A 21,166-nucleotide genomic window follows, 5' to 3' on the forward strand; every position below is an offset into this window, starting at 1 on the left:
AGAACCCCCGCCGAGCATCCGCTCGACGGGGGTGATCTGTGTCTGCCGGAAGTTACCGGAAGTTGAGGTAGGCCTTCGAGGCCGTCGGCCCGCGCTGCCCCTGGTACTTCGACCCCAGCGGACCGGATCCGTAGGGGTTGTCCGCTGGGCTGGAGAGATTGAAGACGGCGAGCTGCCCTATCTTCATGCCGGGATACAGTGCGATCGGCAGGTTCGCCGTGTTCGACAGTTCCAGGGTGATGTGACCGGTGAAGCCGGGGTCGATGAAACCGGCGGTGGAGTGGGTCAGCAGTCCGAGGCGCCCGAGGGAGGACTTGCCCTCCAGTCGGGCGGCGAGGTTGTCCGGGACCGTGACGTACTCCAGGACCGAGCCGAGGACGAACTCACCCGGGTGGAGGATGAAGGCGTCCTCCGCGATATCCCCCTCCGCCAGCGGGACACCGTTCTCACCGAGGTGGTCGCCGACCTCCACGAGAGTGGTCAGTTCCTCCTGCGGGAGCTTCGGGTCGATATGGGTGTACTTCGAGTTGTTGAACACCCGGAAGTACCGGTCGAGGCGCACGTCAATGCTGGACGGTTGGACCATCGCCGGGTCGAAGGGGTCGAGGGACAGTGCCCCGTCGTCGATGGCGGAGCGTATGTCGCGGTCGGAAAGAAGCACGTGACCAGAGTAACCCAGCGGGTTGCACAAGGGGTCGAGCGCCTGTGTTAGAGTACTGACCGTCGGCTGGACCGCGGCGAACGCCGCGGGTCCGGCCTACTGCCGATGTAGTTCAATGGTAGAACTTCTGCTTCCCAAGCAGACGGCGCGGGTTCGATTCCCGTCATCGGCTCAGCGGATGCTACAGTGCTTTCCGCACGCCCCCTTAGCTCAGTCGGTAGAGCGTTTCCATGGTAAGGAAAAGGTCAGCAGTTCGATTCTGCTAGGGGGCTCCATTTCTCTCCGCCGCCCGGCGCACTGTAGTGACGGTGCACCGGGCTGCTGTGCATCGGCGGCAGGGACCGAGGGAAACACCTGCCGACACAACTGTCGGACGCATGGTGGACACACAGGGGAAATCTGCCGTCCCTGCGAGTGACAAATATCACAACGGAGACTGTAACGGCAGGTCATGGCGACAAAGTGCGGCACCGCCAGTTTTCTTCCACGGCGATTTCCCCTGCTCATGGAGCACGGCAGAACTCAGTTGTCACAGTCAGAGAACGCGGTGACCGGTTGAGGCGTTAGGCTCGACCCGTCAACTCTTCCACCCTCACGATCTCCTTCACCCCCACTCCCCGACTCTTCCCCTCACTTTCCCTCGCGTTCCCTCACCTCTCCATACCCCGGCCACCCCTCTCACCCCCCTCACCGGCCGGCCCACAAGAAACGACTCTCCCATGGTTCTCCACACCTCCACTGTGGCCCCCGGAACACCGTCGGTCACCGCCGAACCGTCCTCGCGTCGGATCACCCGAAACCGCGACACCCGCCGGTTCCGTCATGCACAGCGCACCTGGCTCTATGTCGCCGGTGACCTGATCGCGATCGTCACCGCGACCGTCATCGCCGACCTGCTCTCCATATACACCTGGGCACCCAGCGTCGGCCTCGTCGCCGACCATTTCTTCTCCGAGCGCAACCTGCTGCTGTCCGTCGGTGTCATCACCTTCTGGCTCAGCGCGATCGCCTTCACCCACGGGTACAGCCACCAGGCCCGGACGTTCCCCCGTATCGGCCGGGAGAACGTCATCAAGGGCAGTCTCGTCTTCGCCGCCGTGCTCGCCATGGTGGACGCGGTGTCCAGCTACTCCCTGTTCCGCCACTTCGCCCTCTTCGGACTGCCGGTCGGCCTGTTCCTGCTGATGGTCTCCCGCATGGTCTGCCTCCGCGTCACCAAGCGCTACCTCGCCGAACTGCAGCACAACTTCCTCGCGATCGGTCAGGTCCGGGACATCAACCGTCTCCTGCGGTCCTTCCATGACATCCAGGAGGCCGGCACCCTCATCCACGGCATCCTGCTGACCGACCCGGAGAACCGCCACCACCTCCTCGATGCAGGACCGGTGCCGGTGGACTCCGTCTGCATGAGTGTCCTGACCACCGAGGACTTCATCCAGACCGCCGCATCCTATGACTGCGACGCCGTCTGGGTCGCCTCAATCAGCGAATTCGGCCACCGGAATCTGCGACGGATGTCCTGGCAGCTCAACAAGCTCAACATGCGTCTCTACCTCGACCCGATGCTCGAGGGCATCAGCGGTACCCGCCTCGACGTCGTCCCCTTCGGCCCCCGGCATGCCCTGTATGTCGACCGCCCCCGGTTCAGCGCCGCCAACGGGCTGGCCAAGCGAGCCTTCGACATCATCGTCTCCGCTGTCGCACTGGTCCTGATCTCCCCGATCATGCTGTTCACCGCGCTGGCGATCAAGATCGAGGACCGCGGCCCCGTGTTCTACATCAGCGAGCGGGTCGGCTACCACGGGCAGTCCTTCCGGATCTTCAAGTTCCGCAGCATGCACACCGATGCCGACGATCGGCTCCAGAAGCTCCGCGACGAGGTCGGCGCCGAGGGGCTGTTCAAGATGAAGGACGACCCCCGCATAACGAAGGTCGGAAAGTTCATCCGGAAGACCAGCATCGACGAGCTGCCCCAGTTCATCAATTCCCTGCTCGGCACGATGAGCGTCGTGGGGCCCCGCCCCCACCTCAGCCACGAGGTGGACGCCTTCAGCTCCGACATGCGGATGCGCATGGAGGTCCGACCGGGCATCACCGGCCTGTGGCAGGTCTCCGGCAGGTCCGATCTGACCCCGCAGCAGGCCGAACAGCTCGACCTCTACTACGTCGACAACTGGTCCCTGTCCCTCGACGTGAAGACCGTCGCCCGGACCTTCCGTGCCGTCGCCCTGTCCCGGGGTGCGTACTGATGCGCATCCTCCATGTCACCGACTGCTTCCACGGCGGCGTCGCCACCGCGGTCGACCAGTACGCACGACTGACCCCGGAGCACGACCATCTGCTGCTCGCGAACAACGCCCGGGGGTCGGATGCCCCGGTCCAGCGCACGCCCGGCGTCTTCGTCACCGACCTCGGACTGCCCGCGTCCCCTGTCGCGGCGGTACGGTCCGTGCGGGACGCTGTCCGGCGCTACCGACCGGATATCGTCCACGCCCACTCCAGTTTCGCCGGAGCCTACGCGCGTACCGCGGCAGCTCTCGACCGGGTGCTACCGGGCGGTCACGCCCGTCCGGTTCTCTACACCCCGCACAGCTTCGCCTTCGAACGGGCGGACATCCCCGGCTGGAAGAGGTCCCTGTTCCGGGGCATGGAGAGGGTCCTCTACCCGCTGACCTCCGTCGGCGTCCCCTGCGCCGACCGGGAAGGCGAGCTCATGGTCGGTCTCGGCAACCGGTTCGCCCCGGGCGTCCCGGTGATTGTCGTGCCGAACGTGCTGCTCGACGACCATCCGGCAATCCCGGACAGTTGGGCACCGACCGAGCCACCGACCGTGGGCGTCGTCTCCCGGGTCACGCCGCAGCGCGACCCGGCGTTCTTCGTCGAGACCGCGAAGCGGATCCGGGCGTCCCGCCCCGATGTGCGTTTCACGTGGATCGGAGACGGCGACGGCAAGGACGCCGCCCTCACCGATCTGCTCACCGACGCCGGCATCGAGGTCACCGGATGGCTGTCCGGCGAAGAGCTGCGCCACCGCATCTCGGAGCTGTCCCTGGTCATCCACACCGCACGGTGGGACGGCTTCCCGATGGCGGTTCTCGAGGTGCGCCGGATCGGCGTCCCCCTGCTCGTGCGTGACATCCCCGCCCTGCAGGAATGCCCCGCCACCGCCCGCTTCGGCACACCTCAGGAGGCTGCGGAGAAGGCCCTCACCATTCTCGGTGAGGGGACCGACCCGGCCCGCTGGGACAGTCTTGACCGTGCCCACACCCCCGACCGTCAGCGCGACCGACTCACCGAGGCCTACCGCCTCGCCGTCGGCCTACCGAAGGAACAGGTGACCGTGTAAATGCCAGGATCAGTGACGGATCCCAGACGCACCAGTGGAGCAGCATCCTCTCCGCTGGTGCTCTCGGTCGTGCTCGGCGCGATCGCCGTGACCGTCGGGCTGGTCGTCCGCCCGGCACTGACCGGTAGGTTCGGTGGTTTCGGCGGCGACGCCAAGACGATCCAGTCGATCATGACCTCGCCGTTCGACGCCGTCGAGCTGGGCTACGGCTCGTACTCCGTCATCGCCGACTTCTACATCCGGATCGGACTGTCGGACTCCCCGACCGCCGCCGGTGTCCTCGGCGCGGTGGTCGGTGCGACAGTTCTCGCGGTCGTCCTGATCCGTGTCGGGGGCGTCCACCGCGGACGACTGTCCCTGGCACTGGCGTTCATCACACCGCTGACGATCGGCATCTACCAGGCCGCGTACACCAAGGAGATCATCATCTCCCTGGCGATGCTGGCCGTGGTGCTGATGCCGGTGAACTGGCTCGGTGAACTGCTGGTCATCGGCACGCTCATTGTGCTGGGTGCCGAGTTCCGCTCCTACTGGCTCATCGTCGCCGCCGTCTACGTGGTCTTCCGGTTCCTGCTCTCCCGCCGCGACGGGCGCACGGTCGGCCGCGTGGTGTGGATGATCATCCTGTTCTCGGTGCTCACCGGACTGGCGATGTGGGTGACACAGGGCGTTCCTGCGGACAGTTTCCGCGGAGACGTCAACGACACCGCCGCCCGTCAGGCGAACACCGGCTCTCTGATCACCCGATTCATCGAGGCACCGGAGCCGGTCGGAGGAGTCCTGAACTCCACCCTGACCTCACTCTTCTTCATCGCCCCACTGCCGATGCTGCTGAAGCTCTCGCCGTACTACCTGTTCATCGGCGTTCTGTTCGCCGTGATCTGGATCAGCGCGGTGCGTGCGGCGACCGTCGCCGGCCGCAGTACCCCGATGCTGGGACGGTTCATCGCCCTGCCACTGGCTTTCCTCGTCGTCCAGGGGCTCTTCGAACCGGACTGGGGCTCCGCCTTACGGCACGCCACACCGGTCATCCCGTTCATCGTCGGAGCCGTAGCTCTGTCGGAACAGACCGGAGCGGCGCCACCGGGCTCTCCACCTCCAGACCAGACGTCCCCATCCATCACGCCCCCACGATCAGTTAGGAACCTCATGACCGCCAGAACCACTGACCGCACCGACGGCGCCACCGCACGCAATGTGCTCGCCGACTACCTCGGACACCTCCGCCGGTGGTGGTGGATGCTGGTCGTCGGCCTCATCGTCGGTGGACTCGTCGGCTGGGGCATCTCCGCGGTGATGACCAAGGAGTACACCGCTACCTCGCAGCTCTACGTCGGCACCGCATCCTCCGGTGGATCCGCTGACGCCTACAACGGCGCGATGCTCAGCCAGAAACAGGTCGGGTCCTACGCCGAGATGGCGACCGGCCGGGCGCTCGGTCAGCGGGTCGTCGATGACCTGAACCTCGACAAGACCGCGGGCGAGGTCGCCTCGATGATCAGCGCCGGCGCCCACAAGGACACCGTCATCCTGGACCTCAGCGTTGCCTCGGACGACGCCCGGTTCTCCAGCGACGTGGCGAACTCCGCCGCAGCACAGCTTCAGGCGATGGTCCACGACCTCAACACACAGACTTCCCCGAACGGCCAGTCCGGCGCTCCGCAGCTTGCCGTGCTCAATGACGCGGAAGTCCCGGATTCGCCTTCCTCACCGAATACCATGCTCAACATCATCCTCGGCCTGGTGGTCGGACTGGTCATCGGTGCGGTCGCCGCCGTGATCCGCGGTCTCACCGACCGTCGCATCAGCGGCAGCGACGAGGTCCGCGAGATCGTCGATGCCCCGGTCGTGGGCACCATCGGCACGACCGAAGCTCTCGCCGAGCACCACACCATCGACTTCACGGCCGCCCCGACCCCCGCTGCCGAACAGTTCCGCGAGCTGCGCACCAACCTGCGCTTCCTCGACGTCGACAACGCCCCGACCGTCCTCGCCGTCACCAGCGGTATGTCCGGTGAAGGAAAATCGACGCTGGCGATGAACCTGGCGCTGGCGCTGGCCGATGACGGCGAGAATGTCTGCCTGGTCGACGGCGATCTGCGCAATCCGAGCATCGCCGACTACGCCGGCGGTAACCTGCAGTCCGCGGTCGGCCTGTCCACCACCCTCTCCGGGTCCGCCGGAGTTGATGACGTGATCCAGTTGACCGCCGTCGACGGCCTCAGCGTGATCACCTCGGGTCCGATCCCGCCGAACCCGGCCGAGCTGCTGGGTTCGCGACGGTTCGGGGAGGTACTCGCCACCCTGGCCGCCCACTTCGACCACGTCATCATCGATGCCTCCCCGACACTGCCGGTCACCGATGGTGCGCTCGTCGCCGCGTCCGCCGACGGTGTCATTCTCGCTGTCCGCCACAACCGAACCACCTCCGACCAACTCACTGCGACCGCTGACGGGCTCGACGCCGTCAATGCACGTGTCCTCGGTGCCGTTGTGACGCTGACGCCGGCGGCGAAGGGCAAGGGATACTACCGCTACGGCTACGGCTACGGCGCGACAGGACACACGACCCAGGCCGTCACCTCCGGTGAGGCACCGGTGTCCCCTGAATCCACCCCGGAATCCGATTCGGTCCGGACCACCGCCCATCGCATGGACGACATCCCCGAGGGAACACCGGAACGGGCCGAGGTGGAGAACTGAGCGCCGCCCAGCACCGTAGACCCGGCCGATTCGGCCGGGTCTTTTCCCGTGTGTGGAACATGGGTGGAGCCCTGTTCGGCCAGGGCCTGAACTTCCTGGCGATGCTCCTGCCGATCGTCGGCGGAGAAACCGGTCAACTCGCCTACCTCATGCTTCCCCTGGCCCTGGCGACCGTCCTGTCCCGGACCTCGATCCTCGGCTTCCACAGCCGCTACCTGACGGTGCCGGGGGAACGGACCCGGACCGCGACAGCGGTATCAGCAGCATCGCTGTCGGTGACAACTCTGCTCTGTCTGTTGGTCGGGGCGACTGCTGCTCCGGTGCGCGACGTCGCCTTGTGGACCGGGCTGCTCGTGGTCACCAACGGGCTGTATCTCATGGCAGTGGCCGTGGCGACGCGCGAACAGCGGATGGACGTCTACTCCACCGCACGACTCGCCTTCGGCGTCACCAACATCGTCATCACCTCACTGGTGGTCTTCGTTGTCCCGTTCCAGGCCGGTCTGATCGTCGCCGCGGCAGCGAATCCACTGGTCGGCACCGTGCTGATCCTCGCACGGACGCAGAACCGGATACTTCCTCCCACAGTCAGCGATCTGCCACGCATGCTGAACCGTGAGCACCGTTTCTACCTCGCAGGGGCCGGGCGGGCGACCGGAGCCACCTTCCTGTCGGAGTGCGGCTTCCAGATCCAGGGGTTCATTACCCCGTTCCTCGGCCAGTACCAGGAAATCTGGGCAGTTGTGGTGCGTCTGACCGGTGGCTTCGGCACTCTGGCACAGCAGGTGATCGCCCCCGGACTGGAGGCCCGTATTGCTGCGGCGATCAGGAACGGTGACGCGGCGACGACGGCCAGGTGGTGCAGGATGTGCGCCATCGGTGGTCTCGTCCTCGGCGTCCTGTGTGCCGCAATCCAGGCCGGTGCCCTGCTCTTCGCCCTCCATGATGACGAGGCACTGACAGTCGGCGTCCTCGCCCTCACCGCGGTGTACTGCACGATGTCCCTGGCCACGAACCTGTCGGTGAAAATCCCCCTGATGAAGGGCTTCGACCACGCGTTCCTCGCCTGGTCTTCCGGTCGCCTGGTGCTGCTGCTCGGTCTCCTGCTCACCTCAGGGACCGCACTTCTCACCGGAACCGTGGTGGTGCAGACCCTCGCGTCCGTGGCGTTTCTCTGTGTGGCGCTGCGCCCGGTGCGCGGAGAAGCCCGGTAGCCCCAGGAAGCTCTCCTGCAACCTCCATCGCACGGGGACATCGGGGAAACGCCGTGGACAGTCACCGTTCGTGATCAGGGCGGGGTCGACCGTGCAGTTCCTGTGGCGGCGATCGGGATCGACACCTGCAGGATCGGATGGGACAGGGCACTCGGGGACGACCTCTACGATTTCAGGATCAGACGTTCACTGTGGACGCCCGGGGTATCAGTCCGGTAGCCGGCACGATTGCGCGATCTCAGAGCGTTGCTCCGGGTGTTCTGCACCTTTCACGGGAACCGAAGAGCCCGACCCGTCGGAGAAACGTCAGCAGACGGGGATCCGCGCGGCGCGACGCCTGCTTACACAGTGGAGACTCAGAGGTTGACCGCATCATGTGTCAACCCACACAGTTGCAGCAGAAAGAACCGCCGTGGTCCGAAGAGGAACGCATGTCCGTCAGCAGTTTCAACGCCGTGGTAGCGGAGGACAGGAAAACTGGTCCCCCACCGCCGAAGCGGTCTACGAAGCAGCCTCCAGAATGTTCACGGACGAGCTTGACGCACGCTGAACCGAATCCCGTCGACCACTCAGACCGCCCGGTCCTCCTGCGCTATCAGGCTCACGATTTCTGCCGCGGTCAGATCCGGCCGGTACTCGAGCACAGCACCGAGATCCCCGTACCAGGCGAACTGGCCGGCAAACTTCCCCACGTAACCGATACCGACCGTGGGCACTCCGCTGCTCAGTGCTGCCACACAGGCGTGCATCCGGGCAGAGACACAGACCCGGGCTCCGCTGATAGCGTCCTTCGCCTCCGCTGCCGTCGCCGGGACGGTCACTGTCGCCGGGATCCCCGCCTCCCCGAGCGCGGCCGCAGTCCTGCGTCCCAGTTCGAGATCACCGACCTCCTCCCGGATGTCGTGGACGACAATATCCACCGGCTGTCCCAACTGAAGTCCGATATTCCTCCAGAGGTCGACCAACTGCTCCGTGGTGACGCCGTACATGCCGCCCAGATGGGCGTTCGGAACGAACACCACAGGGGAACCACCGCCCGCCTCCCCCGCAGGTTCCAGTTCCGCCGCGATGTCCGGGGCACAGGAGACCTCCCTGTCGAACACGTCCTCTGCCCGGCGCGCAGAGACGGCGTCCCGGGCCTGCACAGTGACGCGATCGTCGAGTTGACGCAGGATCCGTCGGGCATCAGGGTGAATTCTCTCCGGCAGACTGAAGTTCACCAGAGATGCCGGGTGCCCGGCGGAAACCGCCGCGTTGAGCAGCCGGATCCGTGTCCCCAGCAGGGAGAGTTCATAGTCACCGGCGAGGGTGTCCGCACCGATGACGACCACAGGACCATCGGCCAGCGCATCAACTGTCCTGCGCGTCGGGGTCATCCCCGGACCGACCGTCAGATCGCCCAGTGCGAGAACTCCGACGGAGCCCGGGACCAGTGACCTCCAAGGGGCGGGGTCACCGGGAACGACCAGGTCGGTGTCGGGATACATCTGCGCGGCGACGACACCCATCGCCTCATCACCGAAGGACCCGTGCGGGGCAGGGAGGATCACCCGGGTACGGCCGGCACCCGACGACGGGGCAGCAGGGAGCGGCATATGTACGTTGACCTGCCCGAACAACCGCTGCCCCAGCCATTTCACCCGGTCGACCGGGGATACCCGGGACACCGGGGACGCCGTGTCCTCCATCGTGTCCCCGGCCCGCACCAGGGCCGCGAGATCCGACCAGTCCGGTTGTTCGGCGACACGGCGGACAGCACCGACGGACAACCCACGGTAGAGGTCAGGATCGGTGAGCAGCGGCTCCAGAGCGTCCGCCACGGCCTCAGGAGTCGTGTCGTCAGAGACCGCACCGAAGCCCTCGAGCTGTTCCGGTATCGCGCCGACCGGTGTTCCGACGCAGGGCACGGCATGCGCCAGCGCGAGGGTCACCGGTCCGGACTGGCTGGCCTCGGTGTACGGCAGCAACATGATGTCCATGCCCCGGACGACGTCGGTGACCTCGTCCTCGGGGATCCACCGGGTGTCCCAGACAGCCTCGGTACCGAGGTCGGTCTCACGGAGCCGCTCCTCGGGGCCGCTGCCGGTGATCCGGAGTTCGAACGGCGGGACGCCACGGTCCCGGAGGATCCTGGCCGCCGCCAGTGCGATGTCGATGCCCTTGTACGCCTGCAGTCGGCCGAACAGTCCGATCACCGGGACATCGGGGATCTCGCGTGGTTCCGTGGCAGCGTCCTGCAGATCGAAGGGCGGGTGGGAACCGGTGGCGACCGGAACACCGACCCTGTCAGAGAGCGCCCGGGTCACGGAGTCGGAGAAGGTGACGATCCGGTCGGCACGGCGCAGTTCATTGCGCTTACCGAGGATCTGGAGGATGTTCTCTTCGCCAGGGTGGATGGTCGCGTCATGGATGCAGGCGACGTACTCGATATCCCGTGGGGTGAGCACAGGAAGTGCGAGGGACTGGTAGACACTCTCCATCACACAGACGACACGGTCGATCTTCTGTGCCCGGAGCCAGCGACGCAGCCGCAGTGAATTCCACAGCAGCCGGGGGACACCGAGGATCACACCGAGGGTTGAGGTGTAGGTACGCAACGGGAAATCTCCGGCGCAGCGGGTTCCGGTCTCCGCGAGCCGAGGGGCGATCTCGGCGTCCGGGTTCCAGGAGAGGAAGATCTTGTCGGTACGGGTGGGCAGGTCGCCTGCAGCAAGATCCCCGTCGACAAGGTCGGCGAGGAAACGGGGGCCACCACCGGTGCGACCCCAGTGGACCCAGAGGGTCCGTGCGTCAGGCGACAGGGTGAGGGACCTGTCGTTGGACATGCCTGTCACTGTACGGCCCCGTTGCCGGTACCGCACTGCCGCATGCTCACATTGCCGCACCCCGGAGCCGGGGCTAGCATGAACGGCAGAACCTCTCCGTTCTCCTCTTCTCTCCGCTCTCTCCTTCTCTCTGTGTTCCCCCTCTCCCTGTTGTTCCTGTCCCCTCACACCTCCCAGGACGAACCCTCATGACGTCCGATCAGACGACCCTTGCCCCGGCGTCGGCGACAACGACGCCCGGTCGGCACCACAAACCCACGACCCGCAATGTCCCGGTCGACACCCTCCGAGGTCTCGCCTGCATTCTGCTGGTCACTTTCCATGTCATCGGCGACACATCGCTTGACGGCATCCGGGTCTCCGACGACAGCGCCTGGCGGTACTACACCGATTCGGTGGAATACCTGCGCATGCCGCTGTTCACCCTGCTGTCCGGCCTGGTCTACGCCTGGCGACCGCTCGCAGCCCCGTCGAAGTACCGGGATTTCATGACCAGGAAGGCCCGTCGATTGCTGGTACCTTACGTGATCTTCGTGCCGTTGCTCGGAATAACACAGATGGTCGCCCCGGACGTCAACGGCGCTCGGGACTTCGAACCTCTGAACTGGCTGCTGACGTCACTCAGTCCGTACTGGTTCCTGCTCACCACCTTCTGGATGTTCGCAGTTGTCGCGCTCGCAGACTCCTACGGTCTACTGCGTAGCCCGTGGGTCTTCGGTGGCGTGTTCCTCGCGGTCTCGACCATCGTTATCCTGCAGGACACCACCGGATTCCGGATTCTCCAGCTGGGCCAGGCACTGACCCTGTTCCCCTTCTTCCTCGCCGGTGTCGGCATCCACCGGTTCCGACTGCTTCCACGGTCCGTCCCGGCGGCCCTGTGTTGGACGACTGCGCTCATCGCCCTGATCGTCGCGGTACAGCTGTCGCTGAACGGCCAACTTCCGGAGTTCGACTCGCGCCACAGTGTGGTCGGTATCGCACTGGGCATCGTCTTCCCCGTCGCCTTCCTCGGCTGGTCCCTGCAGTCGCGGGCGTTGGCCTGGATCGGCGGGTACTCCTCCGGGATCTTCCTGCTGCATGCCTTCGCGATCGGGTTCTTCCGGGCATTTACCGGTGCCGTCGGCATCGAGGCTGACGTACCGCGGTTCATCATCCTCTCCCTCGGCGGCCTCTTCGGCTCTGTCCTCGGCATCGTCATCCTCCGCCGTTTCCGGATCGGCCCGGTCATGGTCGGTCGCATCATGCTCGGCGAGAAGGGAAAGAAATGAACATCCTCTTCGTCTGCACCGGCAATATCTGCCGCTCCCCGGTCGCCGAACACCTGTTGCGTGACCTGGTCGGCGACGGTCACACCGTCTCCAGCGCCGGCATCGCGGGACTGACCGGATACGCCATGGACCCCCGGTCAGTGGAGTATCTGCGGCTCCGCGGCATCGACGGGAACGATTTCACGGCCCGTCGGATCAGCCGTCGGATCCTCGAGGAACCGGACCTCATCATCGGTTTCGAGCAGGACCACGTCAACGAATGCCTCGCCCTGCAGCCTGCAGCCATCTCCGGTACCTTCCGGCTCTGTCAGCTTGCCGACTGGCAGCGCACCGGAAACCTGGCGTCCCTCACCGACCTGCCGGCACAGCGCCGGACACTCCCCGCCGTGAACTGCGAACTGGAGGATCCGGTGACCTTCCAGACCTTCGACGACTACTTCCGGGTTCTCGACGTGATCGCCGCCGACGTCGCGGCACTCGCCCAACTCCTGCCTGTCGAGGTCTGAACCGTGCCGCGCCGGATCAGTCCAACTGCCCGGCGACGCCGCCCCCTTGCCGTCCTGACCGCTGTTCTGGTGGTACTCGTCGGGGCCTGGGGCTGGTTCGCCGCGACGAAGATCTACTTCCCCCGGCTCGACCAGGCTCCGGAGAACGCCGATGTCCTGGTCCAGGTCGGTGGAATCCCGTGGAAGGACTACCAGACCGCTCGGGACACCGCCCGGCGCCTCGGCATCCCGGATCTCGTCCTCTCAGACCCGTCCTCCGGCACCGAGGTGCACGACCGCTACTGCGGGCCGCTGGAGGGGGTCCGGGTCCACTGCTTCGCCCCGGACCCGTCGACGACCCGGGGAGAGGCCCGCGGTTTCGCAGAGCTCGCTGCGAAGAATGACTGGCATTCCGCCTACGTTCTCTCCACCGGACGTGAGCACGTCGAGCGGGCCCGGCTGTACTTCTCCCGATGCTGGGGAGGGGAACTGGCCGTGAACCGGCCGGCGTCCGGAAGAGCCGTGACAGTGCATCTGAAACAGTCCTTCTACCAGACCGCGGGATGGATCAAGGCGATGAAGGACAGCGCCTGTTGACCCGACGTGACCGGCCAGCAGGGTGTTAGGGTCGAAGACGCGTCCTCTCCCTCTCTCCTCATTCTCCCTCTGTCATCCTGTCTCCCTCACTTCCCGCCAAGGATCAGACATGCCCTCCCCCTCCTCATCCGCCCGACTTACCTGGATAGACACAGTCAAAGGCGTGGCCATCGTGCTCGTCGTGCTCTATCACGCAGCAGGCCTCGCAGGTGCCAAGACCTGGTCCGGTGATGAGCTCGACACTCTCACCGATGCGCTGCTCACCGTCCGGATGCCGCTGTTCTTCGCCATGTCCGGCTTCTTCTTCCTCCGGCGCGTGGACCGGCCCTGGTCCTGGCAACTGAGGAACCGGACGGGCCCGTTCCTCTGGCTGTACGTCCTGTGGACCTTCCTCTGGGTCCTCGCATTCCACGTGATCCCCTGGCAGCGCGAGTCCGACTACGGAATCGGGGACGCGGCGCGCCTCTTCGTCGAACCCGGCGTCGGCCCCTGGTACATCTACGCCCTGGCCATCTACTTCGTCGCCGTCAAACTCATGCGCCCACTCCCCGTCCGGGCACAGTTCCTCATCGGCGCTGCCGTCTCCCTCCCGGTGGCGTGCGGATTCATCGAGCTCAACTCCTGGGCCTGGACCACTCTGCTGTCCCACTTCATCACCTTCCAGGTCGGCGCCCTGGGCCCCACGGTTCTCGCCAGGATCGCCGACCGCGCCACTCTCATGAGGCTGCTGGGGCTCGGTCTGCTGTGGGGACTCGGCAGTGGCGTCCTCTATCTCCTCTTCGACGGTCTGGACAACATCGGCCGCATCCCCGTGACGCTTCTCGGTATGGCCATGGGCATCACCGCCGCCAGCCTTATGGCACGCCACACTCCGTGGCTGCACCTGGACCGGCTCGGCCGACACACCCTGCCGATCTACCTGCTCCATGTCCCCCTGCTCGGCGTCTTCTACAGCATCGACGTGAACCTCCCCGAGAATGCTGCTGTCTCGGTTGGCGTTCCTCTCCTGTTCACCGCCCTCGCCATCGCCGGTTCCCTGGCGATCTGGCGCGTGCTGCGTCCGGTGCCGGGACTCTTCACCGCCCCGTGGACCGGCGACGGCGCCAATACCAGGTCACCCCGAGTTGTGGACACCCCCTCCGGACGGCACCGCCCCGAAGCCTGGAGAGCCTCCGGAAAAGCCGGTCGACCTGCGAGTTAACCATCCAGACATCGTCTCGATATGCTCACATAACTTTGGCAAACCTGCCCCTTTCCCACCCCCGTGTAACAGATTGTCAAATCGCTGAAACGTTACCGGATCGTTATCAGTAACGACCTGTCACCTGCACCTCACTGGCAAAAGTAGCCATCCGGGTACCCCACTGGGGTACCCGGTCGGCACCCCCCGAGGTCCGACCGGTTCGATTGCCATACCCCACTTGACCTGCATATTGTCACTGCACACCCCGAGGAAAACGAGCCTCTCCAGCTCACCCCTCTACTCCCCGGGGGTTATCTCCATCAGGCACCAACCGGCCCGCTGCCGGATACACCCCTCAGACGACCGTACCTCTCCTCCTACGGCCACTCTCCTGCAGCGCATGTCGACACCGGATCCTCCTCTTTCCGGCGTTCGACACCGGTGGTGCCTGAACTCATCTCCCCGTACGCTCCCCACTGCCCTGTGGTCAGGCCAATACTCCGTACCAGGTATACGCTGGTGCGTGACTGACTGTCCCACAACACAAGGGGTGACTCCCCATGAGAATCGCACTGTTCGCCACATGCATCGTCGACGCGATGTATCCGGAGGTCGCGCAGGCCACGGTAAACGTCCTGGAAAGGCTCGGCCACACGGTCACCTTCCCCGAACGTCAGGCCTGCTGCGGCCAGATGCACATCAACTCCGGCAAATTCAAGGACGCCTACCCGGTCGTCCGCAACCATGTCCGCGCCTTCGAGGACGAGAGCTGGGACTACGCCGTCGCGCCGTCCGGCTCCTGCGTCGCCTCCCTCGGCCACCAGCACCCGATGATCGCCGACTACAACGGCGACCCGGATCTCGGAGCCCGGGCCACCCAGATCGCGGACCGTACCTACGAGCTCTGCCAGTTCCTCACCGACGTCTGCAGTGTCACCGACGCCGCCGCGGAACTCGGATCGTATTTCCCGCACTCCGTCGCCTACCACCCGTCCTGCCACGGCATGCGGCTGCTGCGTCTCGGCGACCGGCAACGCGACCTGCTGGCGTCCGTCGAAGGCCTGGAACTGCGCACCATCGGCAACGAGGACTCGTGCTGCGGCTTCGGCGGAACCTTTTCCGTGAAGAACCCGCAGGTCTCCGGCGCGATGCTCGGTGACAAGGTCGAGTCAGTACTGTCAACCGGCGCATCCGCATGCACCGGCGGGGACGCGTCCTGCCTCATGCATATCGGCGGCGGCCTCTCCCGCACCGGACGCCTCGTGCCCGGCGAGGGCCATGTGCCCGCCACCGTGCACCTCGCCCGGATCCTCGCGTCCACGAAGGAGAATCCGCTGCTGCTGCCTGAGGACGGCGCCACGGTGACGGGAGGTGCGCTGCGATGAGTACCCCGACCCGCAAGACCACCGTCCTGGGCATGCCGACCGTCCCCGGCCGCGGCAACCTCAATGAACTCCACCCCTTCCCCGAGGTCGCCGAACACGAGCTCGGCAACGTCCAGATGCGCACCAACCTGCGCAAGGCCACCGGCACCATCCGCGGCAAGCGTCTGCAGCGCGTCGCCGAGATGCCGGACTGGGAGGACCTCCGTGACACCGCCGAGGCGACGAAGAACGATGTCATCGACCGGCTGCCCGAACTCCTCCTCCAGTTCGAGGAGGCCTTCACCGCAGCCGGCGGCCACGTCCACTGGGCCCGCGACGCCGACGAGGCCAACGCCATCGTCACCGGCCTCATCGAGGAGAATGCCCCGGTCAATGAGCGGGGACGCCGCGACGTCATCAAGGTGAAATCCATGGCCACCCAGGAGATCGGACTCAACGAAGCGCTCGAGTCCGCCGGCATCGACGCCTTTGAGACCGACCTCGCCGAACTCATCGTCCAGCTCGGCGGCGACAAGCCCAGCCACATCCTCGTCCCCGCGATCCACCGTAACCGCGAGGAGATCCGGCAGATCTTCCTCAACGGCATGGACGACGTCGACCCCGACCTCGACTCCGAACCCGAGCACCTCGCCGAGGCGTCCCGCAGGCACCTGCGCCGCAAGTTCCTCGAGACGAAGGTCGCCGTCTCCGGCGCGAACTTCGGTATCGCCGACACCGGCGCCCTGTCCGTCGTCGAGTCCGAGGGCAACGGCCGCATGTGCGTCACCCTGCCCGAGACCCTCATCACGGTCATGGGCATCGAGAAACTGCTGCCGACCTTCCAGGACCTGGAGGTGTTCATGGAACTGCTCCCCCGGTCCTCCACCGGCGAACGGATGAACCCCTACACCTCCTTCTGGACCGGAGTGACCCCCGGTGACGGCCCGCAGAACGTCCATGTCGTCCTGCTCGACAACGGCCGCACCCGGGCGCTGGCCGACCAGCACGGCCGTGACGCCCTGCGCTGCATCCGTTGCTCCGCCTGCATGAACGTCTGCCCGGTCTACGAGCGCGCCGGAGGCCACGCCTACGGCTCGGTCTACCCCGGCCCCATCGGCGCGATCCTCACCCCGCTGCTGACCGGCGTGGATGAATCCGCCAACGGTTCGCTGCCCTACGCGTCCTCCCTCTGCGGTGCGTGCTTCGACGCCTGCCCGGTGAAGATCAACATCCCCGAGATGCTCACCCGGCTGCGCAACGAGGACCAGGAGGTCAACCACAACAGCCGCCTGCCACACACCCAGCTGGACGCCGCACTCGACGGCGCGAAATGGATGATGAGCGACGGCCGGCGCATGGGCCTGGTCGAGAAGGGCCTGCCGATCGCGAACCGACTGTCCCCGAAGGCCGGCCTGTGGGGACTGCCCGGTGTCGCCGGGAAGTGGACCTCCTCACGCGATGTGCCGCAGCCGCCGACGCAGTCCTTCCGCAGCTGGTTCAAGGACCGCGAGAAGAACGGTGAGAAGGGAAAGAACATTGAGTGACACCTCTGACGCCCGCACCGAGGTGCTCGCCAGAATCCGGTCGTCCCTGGGTCTGCGCAAGGGAGAGAACAGCACCCTGCCCGCCGGTGAGACCACCGCCATCCCCCGGGACTACCGCCGCAGCGGCGACCTCACCGGAGACGCCCTCGTCGACCTCCTCGTCGACCGGCTCGAGGACTACGACGCCACCGTGCGCCGCGTGGCGGACACCGATGCCGCGATCGCGGGCGCCGTGGCGTCCTACCTCGCCGACCGCGGTCACGGCGGAGACGGGAACACCGTCGTCTCCCCCGCCGACGTCGACGCGCGCTGGCTCGGTTCCTTCGAGGACGCCGGCGGTGAGGTTCTGCAGGACTCAACCACCGCACCGCTGGCCGTGGCCGACCTCGACCGGGTGGACGCCGTGGTCACCGCATCCTTCTGCTCGGTGGCGGAATCAGGGACCATCCTGCTCGCCGGACCGGGCTCCGGACGCCGCGCCACGACCCTGGTCCCCGACCACCACATCGTGGTGGTGAAGGTCGCCGACATCGTCGAACTGCTGCCCGAGGCCGTCACCCGGCTCACGGACGCCGGCCTGCACACCTCCCCGGTGACGATGGTCGCCGGACCCAGTGCCTCGGTCGACATCGAGCTGGTGCGCGTGCAGGGCGTCCACGGGCCGCGGACACTGGACGTGGTGCTCGCGGGCTAGTCAGTCCCCGGCGGGGAGGTTGCGCTCCGCCGGCTTCCGGATGAAGACGACGGAGGCCAGCGCACCCACCAGGGCCAGCACGGCGGCGATGATGAAGATGCCGTGCAGGCCGTCCAGGAAGAACTGCAGCGACTGCTGCGCCAACGGCTCCGACTGCTCCGCGATCGCACGGAACTGACCGGCCTCCGCCGCTTCCTGGGCGATATCCCGGAACTGGTCGGGGATCGGCAGGCCGTCCAGTCCCGACCCGACCTTGTTCGCCAGGTACGCGCCGTAGACCGCCACACCGAAAGCCGTACCGAGCGGCAGCGCCGTATTCGCCAGGCCACTGGCCATACCCGTGCGCGACGCCGGCACGACCTCCACCGCCAGACTCATCACGTGCGGCAGCATCAGGCCCGTGCCGGCCCCCATCACCACGAGCATCGGCAGCAGCGTCTGCCAGCCCGAGGACGTGTCCAGACGCAGCCCCAGCATCAGACCGCCGGCGACGACGACCATACCGATGGCCTGCACCCACCCCACCGGGATCCACGTCACCGCCCGGATACCGACCGCCGAGAAGATGATCATCGGCACCGCCAGACCACTGGCCACGTAGCCGATCTCCAGGGCGGAGAGCCCCAGCTGACCCGACATCCACAGCACCAGGAACGGCAGCATGCCGAAGCTGAACATGCGGGACGCGAAGGCGTTGAAGGTCACCGTGGCGAAGGAGGGGATACGGAACAGGCGGAAGTCCACCATCGCGGCGTCCTTCTTGTTCATCTCCCAGAGGATGAGCGCGGTGAACAGGAGGACGCCGGCGATGAGCGCGGCGAGGATCGCGTGGTCCGTCCAACCGCGGTTCTCGCCGTCGATGATGCCGTAGTTCACCAGCACCAGCGCACCCACCGTCAGCACCATGGCGAACGGGGCGACGCGCGGGGCCTTCTCCTGCGTCGGGTCATCACGGCGGTGCAGGTCCGGCACGAAGAACAGGGTCGCGAGAATGACGATGACGCCGATCGGGATGTTGATCGCGAAGATCCACTTCCACTGCCCGGTCTCCACCAGCGCGCCACCGATGAGCGGGCCGAAGGCACTGGCCGCACCACCGATGCCCATCATCGCGGCGACCGCCTTGGTACGTGTGGCGGACTCGTCCGGGGAGAAGGCATCCGACAGCAGCGGGGTGGCGGTGCCGAAGACCAGCGCGCCACCGGCCCCCTGGAGAGCACGGAAGGCGATCAGGCCGGCCTCCGATCCGGTGACGATACAACCGATGGACGCGGCGAGGAAGACGACGTGTCCGATGAGGAAGATCGTGCGGCGTCCGATGATGTCCGAGAGACTCGCCGCGGCGAGCATGAGGGACGCGAAGGTCAGCGAGTAGGCGTTGATGACCCACTGGGAGCCGGAGAGGGTGAGACCGAGATCCTCACGGATGGCGGGCAGGGCGACGAGGACGATGGTGATGTCCAGCGTCATCATGATGGTGGAGACCGCGGAGACGCCGAGACTCCAGCCGACGATGCCCCGGGTTGACCGGTCGGGGCTGGCTTTCGCCTTCACCTTCCGGTGCCTTCCTCGGCCGGTCCGTGCGCTGGGTGCGGTACTCATTCCTGTCACTGTATCGAAGGGGAACGCGGTTGTGGTGGAACAGTGGCCACACAAGTCATATTCAGCCCCATTCAGACTCAGACATGACGGAACCCCCGCGTCCGTCCGGAATGGACAGGCGCGGGGGGTTACCGGACCCCTTGGCGGGGTGCTGTGACTCAGAGACCGCCGAGCAGCAGGTGGAGAAGATCGCCGACAATTCCGATAAGACCAGCAACGAGACCCATGTGGTTTTCCTCCTGAGGAAAATTGAATTGAGGTGAGGGTGGTAGTTCGGGCTGACCGGATGTCCGTATCAGCGCCCCGAACACCCATGAATGTATGGGGGGAGCACTATCAACGGATTGCGCGGCAGTTACGGGTCAGCAACAACAGCCGTTTCCGCCGTGTTACACCAGGGTTTTCCTCCGCACTCTCCCACCGACGACCCCGCATGCGTAAGGTGGCCCGCATGAATGAATCGCCTTTCAACAGCACCCTGACCGTCGGCCGGCTCGAGCTGCCGAACCGCATCGTCCAGGCGCCCATGGGTCGCCTCCGCGCTGATCTGGAAGGACGCCCCGGCGATCTCATGGTCGAGTACTTCCGGCAGCGCGCCGGCATGGGGCTCGTCGTCTCCGACGGCACCTCCCCCTCCCGCGACGGCCGCGTCATGTTCACTCAGCCGGGCCTGTACTCCGACGACCAGGTCGCCGGCTGGGCCGCGGTCGCCGACGCCGTCCATGCTGCCGGAGGACGCATCGTCGCCCAGCTCATGCACGCCGGCTGGAACACCCACGAGAAGGTCACCGGCCTGCCGGTCGTCTCCGCGAGCGCCGTGGACCACCACGGCTGGGCGCACGATGCCGAAGGCAACCGTCTTCCCTACGAGACCCCCGTCGCCCTCGACGCCGAGGGTCTCGACCGGATCCGCGGGGACTTCGCCGCCGCCGCCCGCCGTGCCGTCGACGCCGGGCTCGACGGTGTGGAGCTCCACTCCGCCAACGGCTACCTGTTGCACTCCTTCCTCGCCCCGAACTCCAACGTCCGGGACGACGAATACGGCGGATCCCCGGAGAACCGGGCACGCTTCGTCATCGAGGTCGCCACTACCGTCGCCGAGGAGATCGGTGCCGACCGCCTCGGCATCCGCATCAGCCCCGGTATGACGATCCAGGGTGCCGTCGAAGACGACGACGCCGTCGCCGCCGAGACCTACCGGCATCTGATCGACGGACTCAACGCCCTGGGCGACGGCTCCGGGATCGCCTACCTCAACCTGGCCCAGCCCTACCTCGACGGTGAGCTGGCGACCGGTATCCGTGAGCAGTTCAACGGCCCCGTCTTCGCCAACCGGACCACCGGTACCAGGCAGGCCAGTACCCGCGAGGACGCGCTGGACATCCTCTCGCTCGGGTACGACGCCGCCTCTGTCGCCCGCCCTGCCCTGGCCAACCCGGACCTCGTCATCCGCTGGACCGCGCCGGACTACACCGAGGAATCGCTCAACACCCCGGACACGAAGACCTTCTACTTCGGCGGAGAGAAGGGGTACACCGACTACCCGACGCTCTGACGCCCGCTGCGTCCCCTTCTCGGCCACGCCAAACTCTCTCCGCAACTCACCCTCACAGGCGGTTGGATACACTGATTCGCTGCTGGTGAGGGTGCGTTGCGGAGGATGGAGGGGCGGAAGTGGGC

15 protein-coding genes and 2 tRNA genes are annotated in these 21,166 nt (G+C 66.2%); 14 read left to right on the plus strand and 3 right to left on the minus strand.

Translation table 11 applies throughout. From position 1 onward, the window contains the following. Positions 1-52: 52 nt before the first annotated feature. Positions 53-661, minus strand: a complete 609-nt coding sequence (dcd, locus tag Q0A27_RS03545; RefSeq protein ID WP_291473697.1) for a dCTP deaminase — start codon at positions 659-661, stop codon at positions 53-55. 101 nt (positions 662-762) lie between these two features. On the opposite strand from dcd, the gene Q0A27_RS03550 reads away from it, so the two are divergent. The 6 genes from Q0A27_RS03550 (at position 763) to Q0A27_RS03575 (ending at position 7,924) form a co-directional block, all read left to right on the plus strand. Continuing rightward, a tRNA-Gly gene (locus Q0A27_RS03550) sits at positions 763-833 on the plus strand. 27 nt (positions 834-860) lie between these two features. Next, positions 861-936: transfer RNA gene (locus Q0A27_RS03555), tRNA-Thr, on the plus strand. A 444-nt stretch (positions 937-1,380) separates the two neighbouring features. Further along, complete coding sequence (locus Q0A27_RS03560) at positions 1,381-2,910, plus strand: sugar transferase (RefSeq protein ID WP_291473698.1); 1,530 nt, start codon at positions 1,381-1,383, stop codon at positions 2,908-2,910. Next, positions 2,910-4,007: a glycosyltransferase gene (locus Q0A27_RS03565; protein ID WP_291473699.1), complete on the plus strand. Its 1,098-nt coding sequence runs from the start codon at positions 2,910-2,912 to the stop codon at positions 4,005-4,007. Before Q0A27_RS03560 ends, Q0A27_RS03565 begins: the two co-directional genes overlap by 1 nt. A 12-nt stretch (positions 4,008-4,019) precedes the next feature. Continuing rightward, entirely contained in the window at positions 4,020-6,710 is a 2,691-nt protein-coding gene (locus Q0A27_RS03570) for a polysaccharide biosynthesis tyrosine autokinase (RefSeq protein ID WP_291473700.1), read from the plus strand. A gap of 59 nt (positions 6,711-6,769) precedes the next feature. Next, positions 6,770-7,924 carry a hypothetical protein gene (locus Q0A27_RS03575; protein ID WP_291473701.1) on the plus strand — a complete coding sequence of 385 codons (1,155 nt, stop codon included), beginning with the start codon at positions 6,770-6,772 and terminating at the stop codon, positions 7,922-7,924. Between the two features lie 569 nt (positions 7,925-8,493). Here Q0A27_RS03575 and Q0A27_RS03580 read toward each other — a convergent pair. Next, positions 8,494-10,749 (minus strand): glycosyltransferase, encoded by a 2,256-nt coding sequence (locus Q0A27_RS03580; protein WP_291473702.1) that lies wholly within the window; start codon positions 10,747-10,749, stop codon positions 8,494-8,496. Positions 10,750-10,937: 188 nt separating this feature from the next. On the opposite strand from Q0A27_RS03580, the gene Q0A27_RS03585 reads away from it, so the two are divergent. From Q0A27_RS03585 to Q0A27_RS03615, 7 genes are all read left to right on the plus strand, one after another. Beyond that, a complete protein-coding gene (locus Q0A27_RS03585; RefSeq protein WP_291473703.1) occupies positions 10,938-12,017 on the plus strand; it encodes an acyltransferase family protein in 1,080 nt (359 codons plus the stop codon). Continuing rightward, positions 12,014-12,523 carry a low molecular weight phosphatase family protein gene (locus Q0A27_RS03590; RefSeq protein WP_291473704.1) on the plus strand — a complete coding sequence of 170 codons (510 nt, stop codon included), beginning with the start codon at positions 12,014-12,016 and terminating at the stop codon, positions 12,521-12,523. Before Q0A27_RS03585 ends, Q0A27_RS03590 begins: the two co-directional genes overlap by 4 nt. A gap of 69 nt (positions 12,524-12,592) precedes the next feature. Further along, positions 12,593-13,099, plus strand: a complete 507-nt coding sequence (locus Q0A27_RS03595; RefSeq protein ID WP_291473705.1) for a hypothetical protein — start codon at positions 12,593-12,595, stop codon at positions 13,097-13,099. A gap of 109 nt (positions 13,100-13,208) precedes the next feature. Next, positions 13,209-14,300, plus strand: coding sequence for an acyltransferase (locus tag Q0A27_RS03600; RefSeq protein ID WP_291473706.1), 1,092 nt, complete (start codon positions 13,209-13,211; stop codon positions 14,298-14,300). Positions 14,301-14,842: 542 nt separating this feature from the next. Continuing rightward, positions 14,843-15,667 carry a (Fe-S)-binding protein gene (locus tag Q0A27_RS03605; RefSeq protein WP_291473707.1) on the plus strand — a complete coding sequence of 275 codons (825 nt, stop codon included), beginning with the start codon at positions 14,843-14,845 and terminating at the stop codon, positions 15,665-15,667. After that, on the plus strand, positions 15,664-17,190 hold the full coding sequence (locus Q0A27_RS03610; RefSeq protein WP_291473708.1) for a lactate utilization protein B: 1,527 nt from the start codon (positions 15,664-15,666) through the stop codon (positions 17,188-17,190). The genes Q0A27_RS03605 and Q0A27_RS03610 overlap by 4 nt, the downstream gene beginning before the upstream one ends. Then, positions 17,183-17,884, plus strand: coding sequence for an LUD domain-containing protein (locus Q0A27_RS03615; protein ID WP_291473709.1), 702 nt, complete (start codon positions 17,183-17,185; stop codon positions 17,882-17,884). The genes Q0A27_RS03610 and Q0A27_RS03615 overlap by 8 nt, the downstream gene beginning before the upstream one ends. Here Q0A27_RS03615 and Q0A27_RS03620 read toward each other — a convergent pair whose 3' ends face one another. Next, positions 17,885-19,486, minus strand: a complete 1,602-nt coding sequence (locus Q0A27_RS03620) for an MFS transporter (protein ID WP_291473710.1) — start codon at positions 19,484-19,486, stop codon at positions 17,885-17,887. Between the two features lie 451 nt (positions 19,487-19,937). Between Q0A27_RS03620 and Q0A27_RS03625 the strand changes: the two genes are divergently transcribed. Next, positions 19,938-21,041, plus strand: a complete 1,104-nt coding sequence (locus Q0A27_RS03625) for a 1,2-oxophytodienoate reductase (RefSeq protein ID WP_291473711.1) — start codon at positions 19,938-19,940, stop codon at positions 21,039-21,041. The last annotated feature ends 125 nt before the right edge of the window (positions 21,042-21,166 follow it).

Origin of the sequence: Corynebacterium sp., from assembly GCF_022712275.1 — a bacterium.
Taxonomy (GTDB): domain Bacteria; phylum Actinomycetota; class Actinomycetes; order Mycobacteriales; family Mycobacteriaceae; genus Corynebacterium.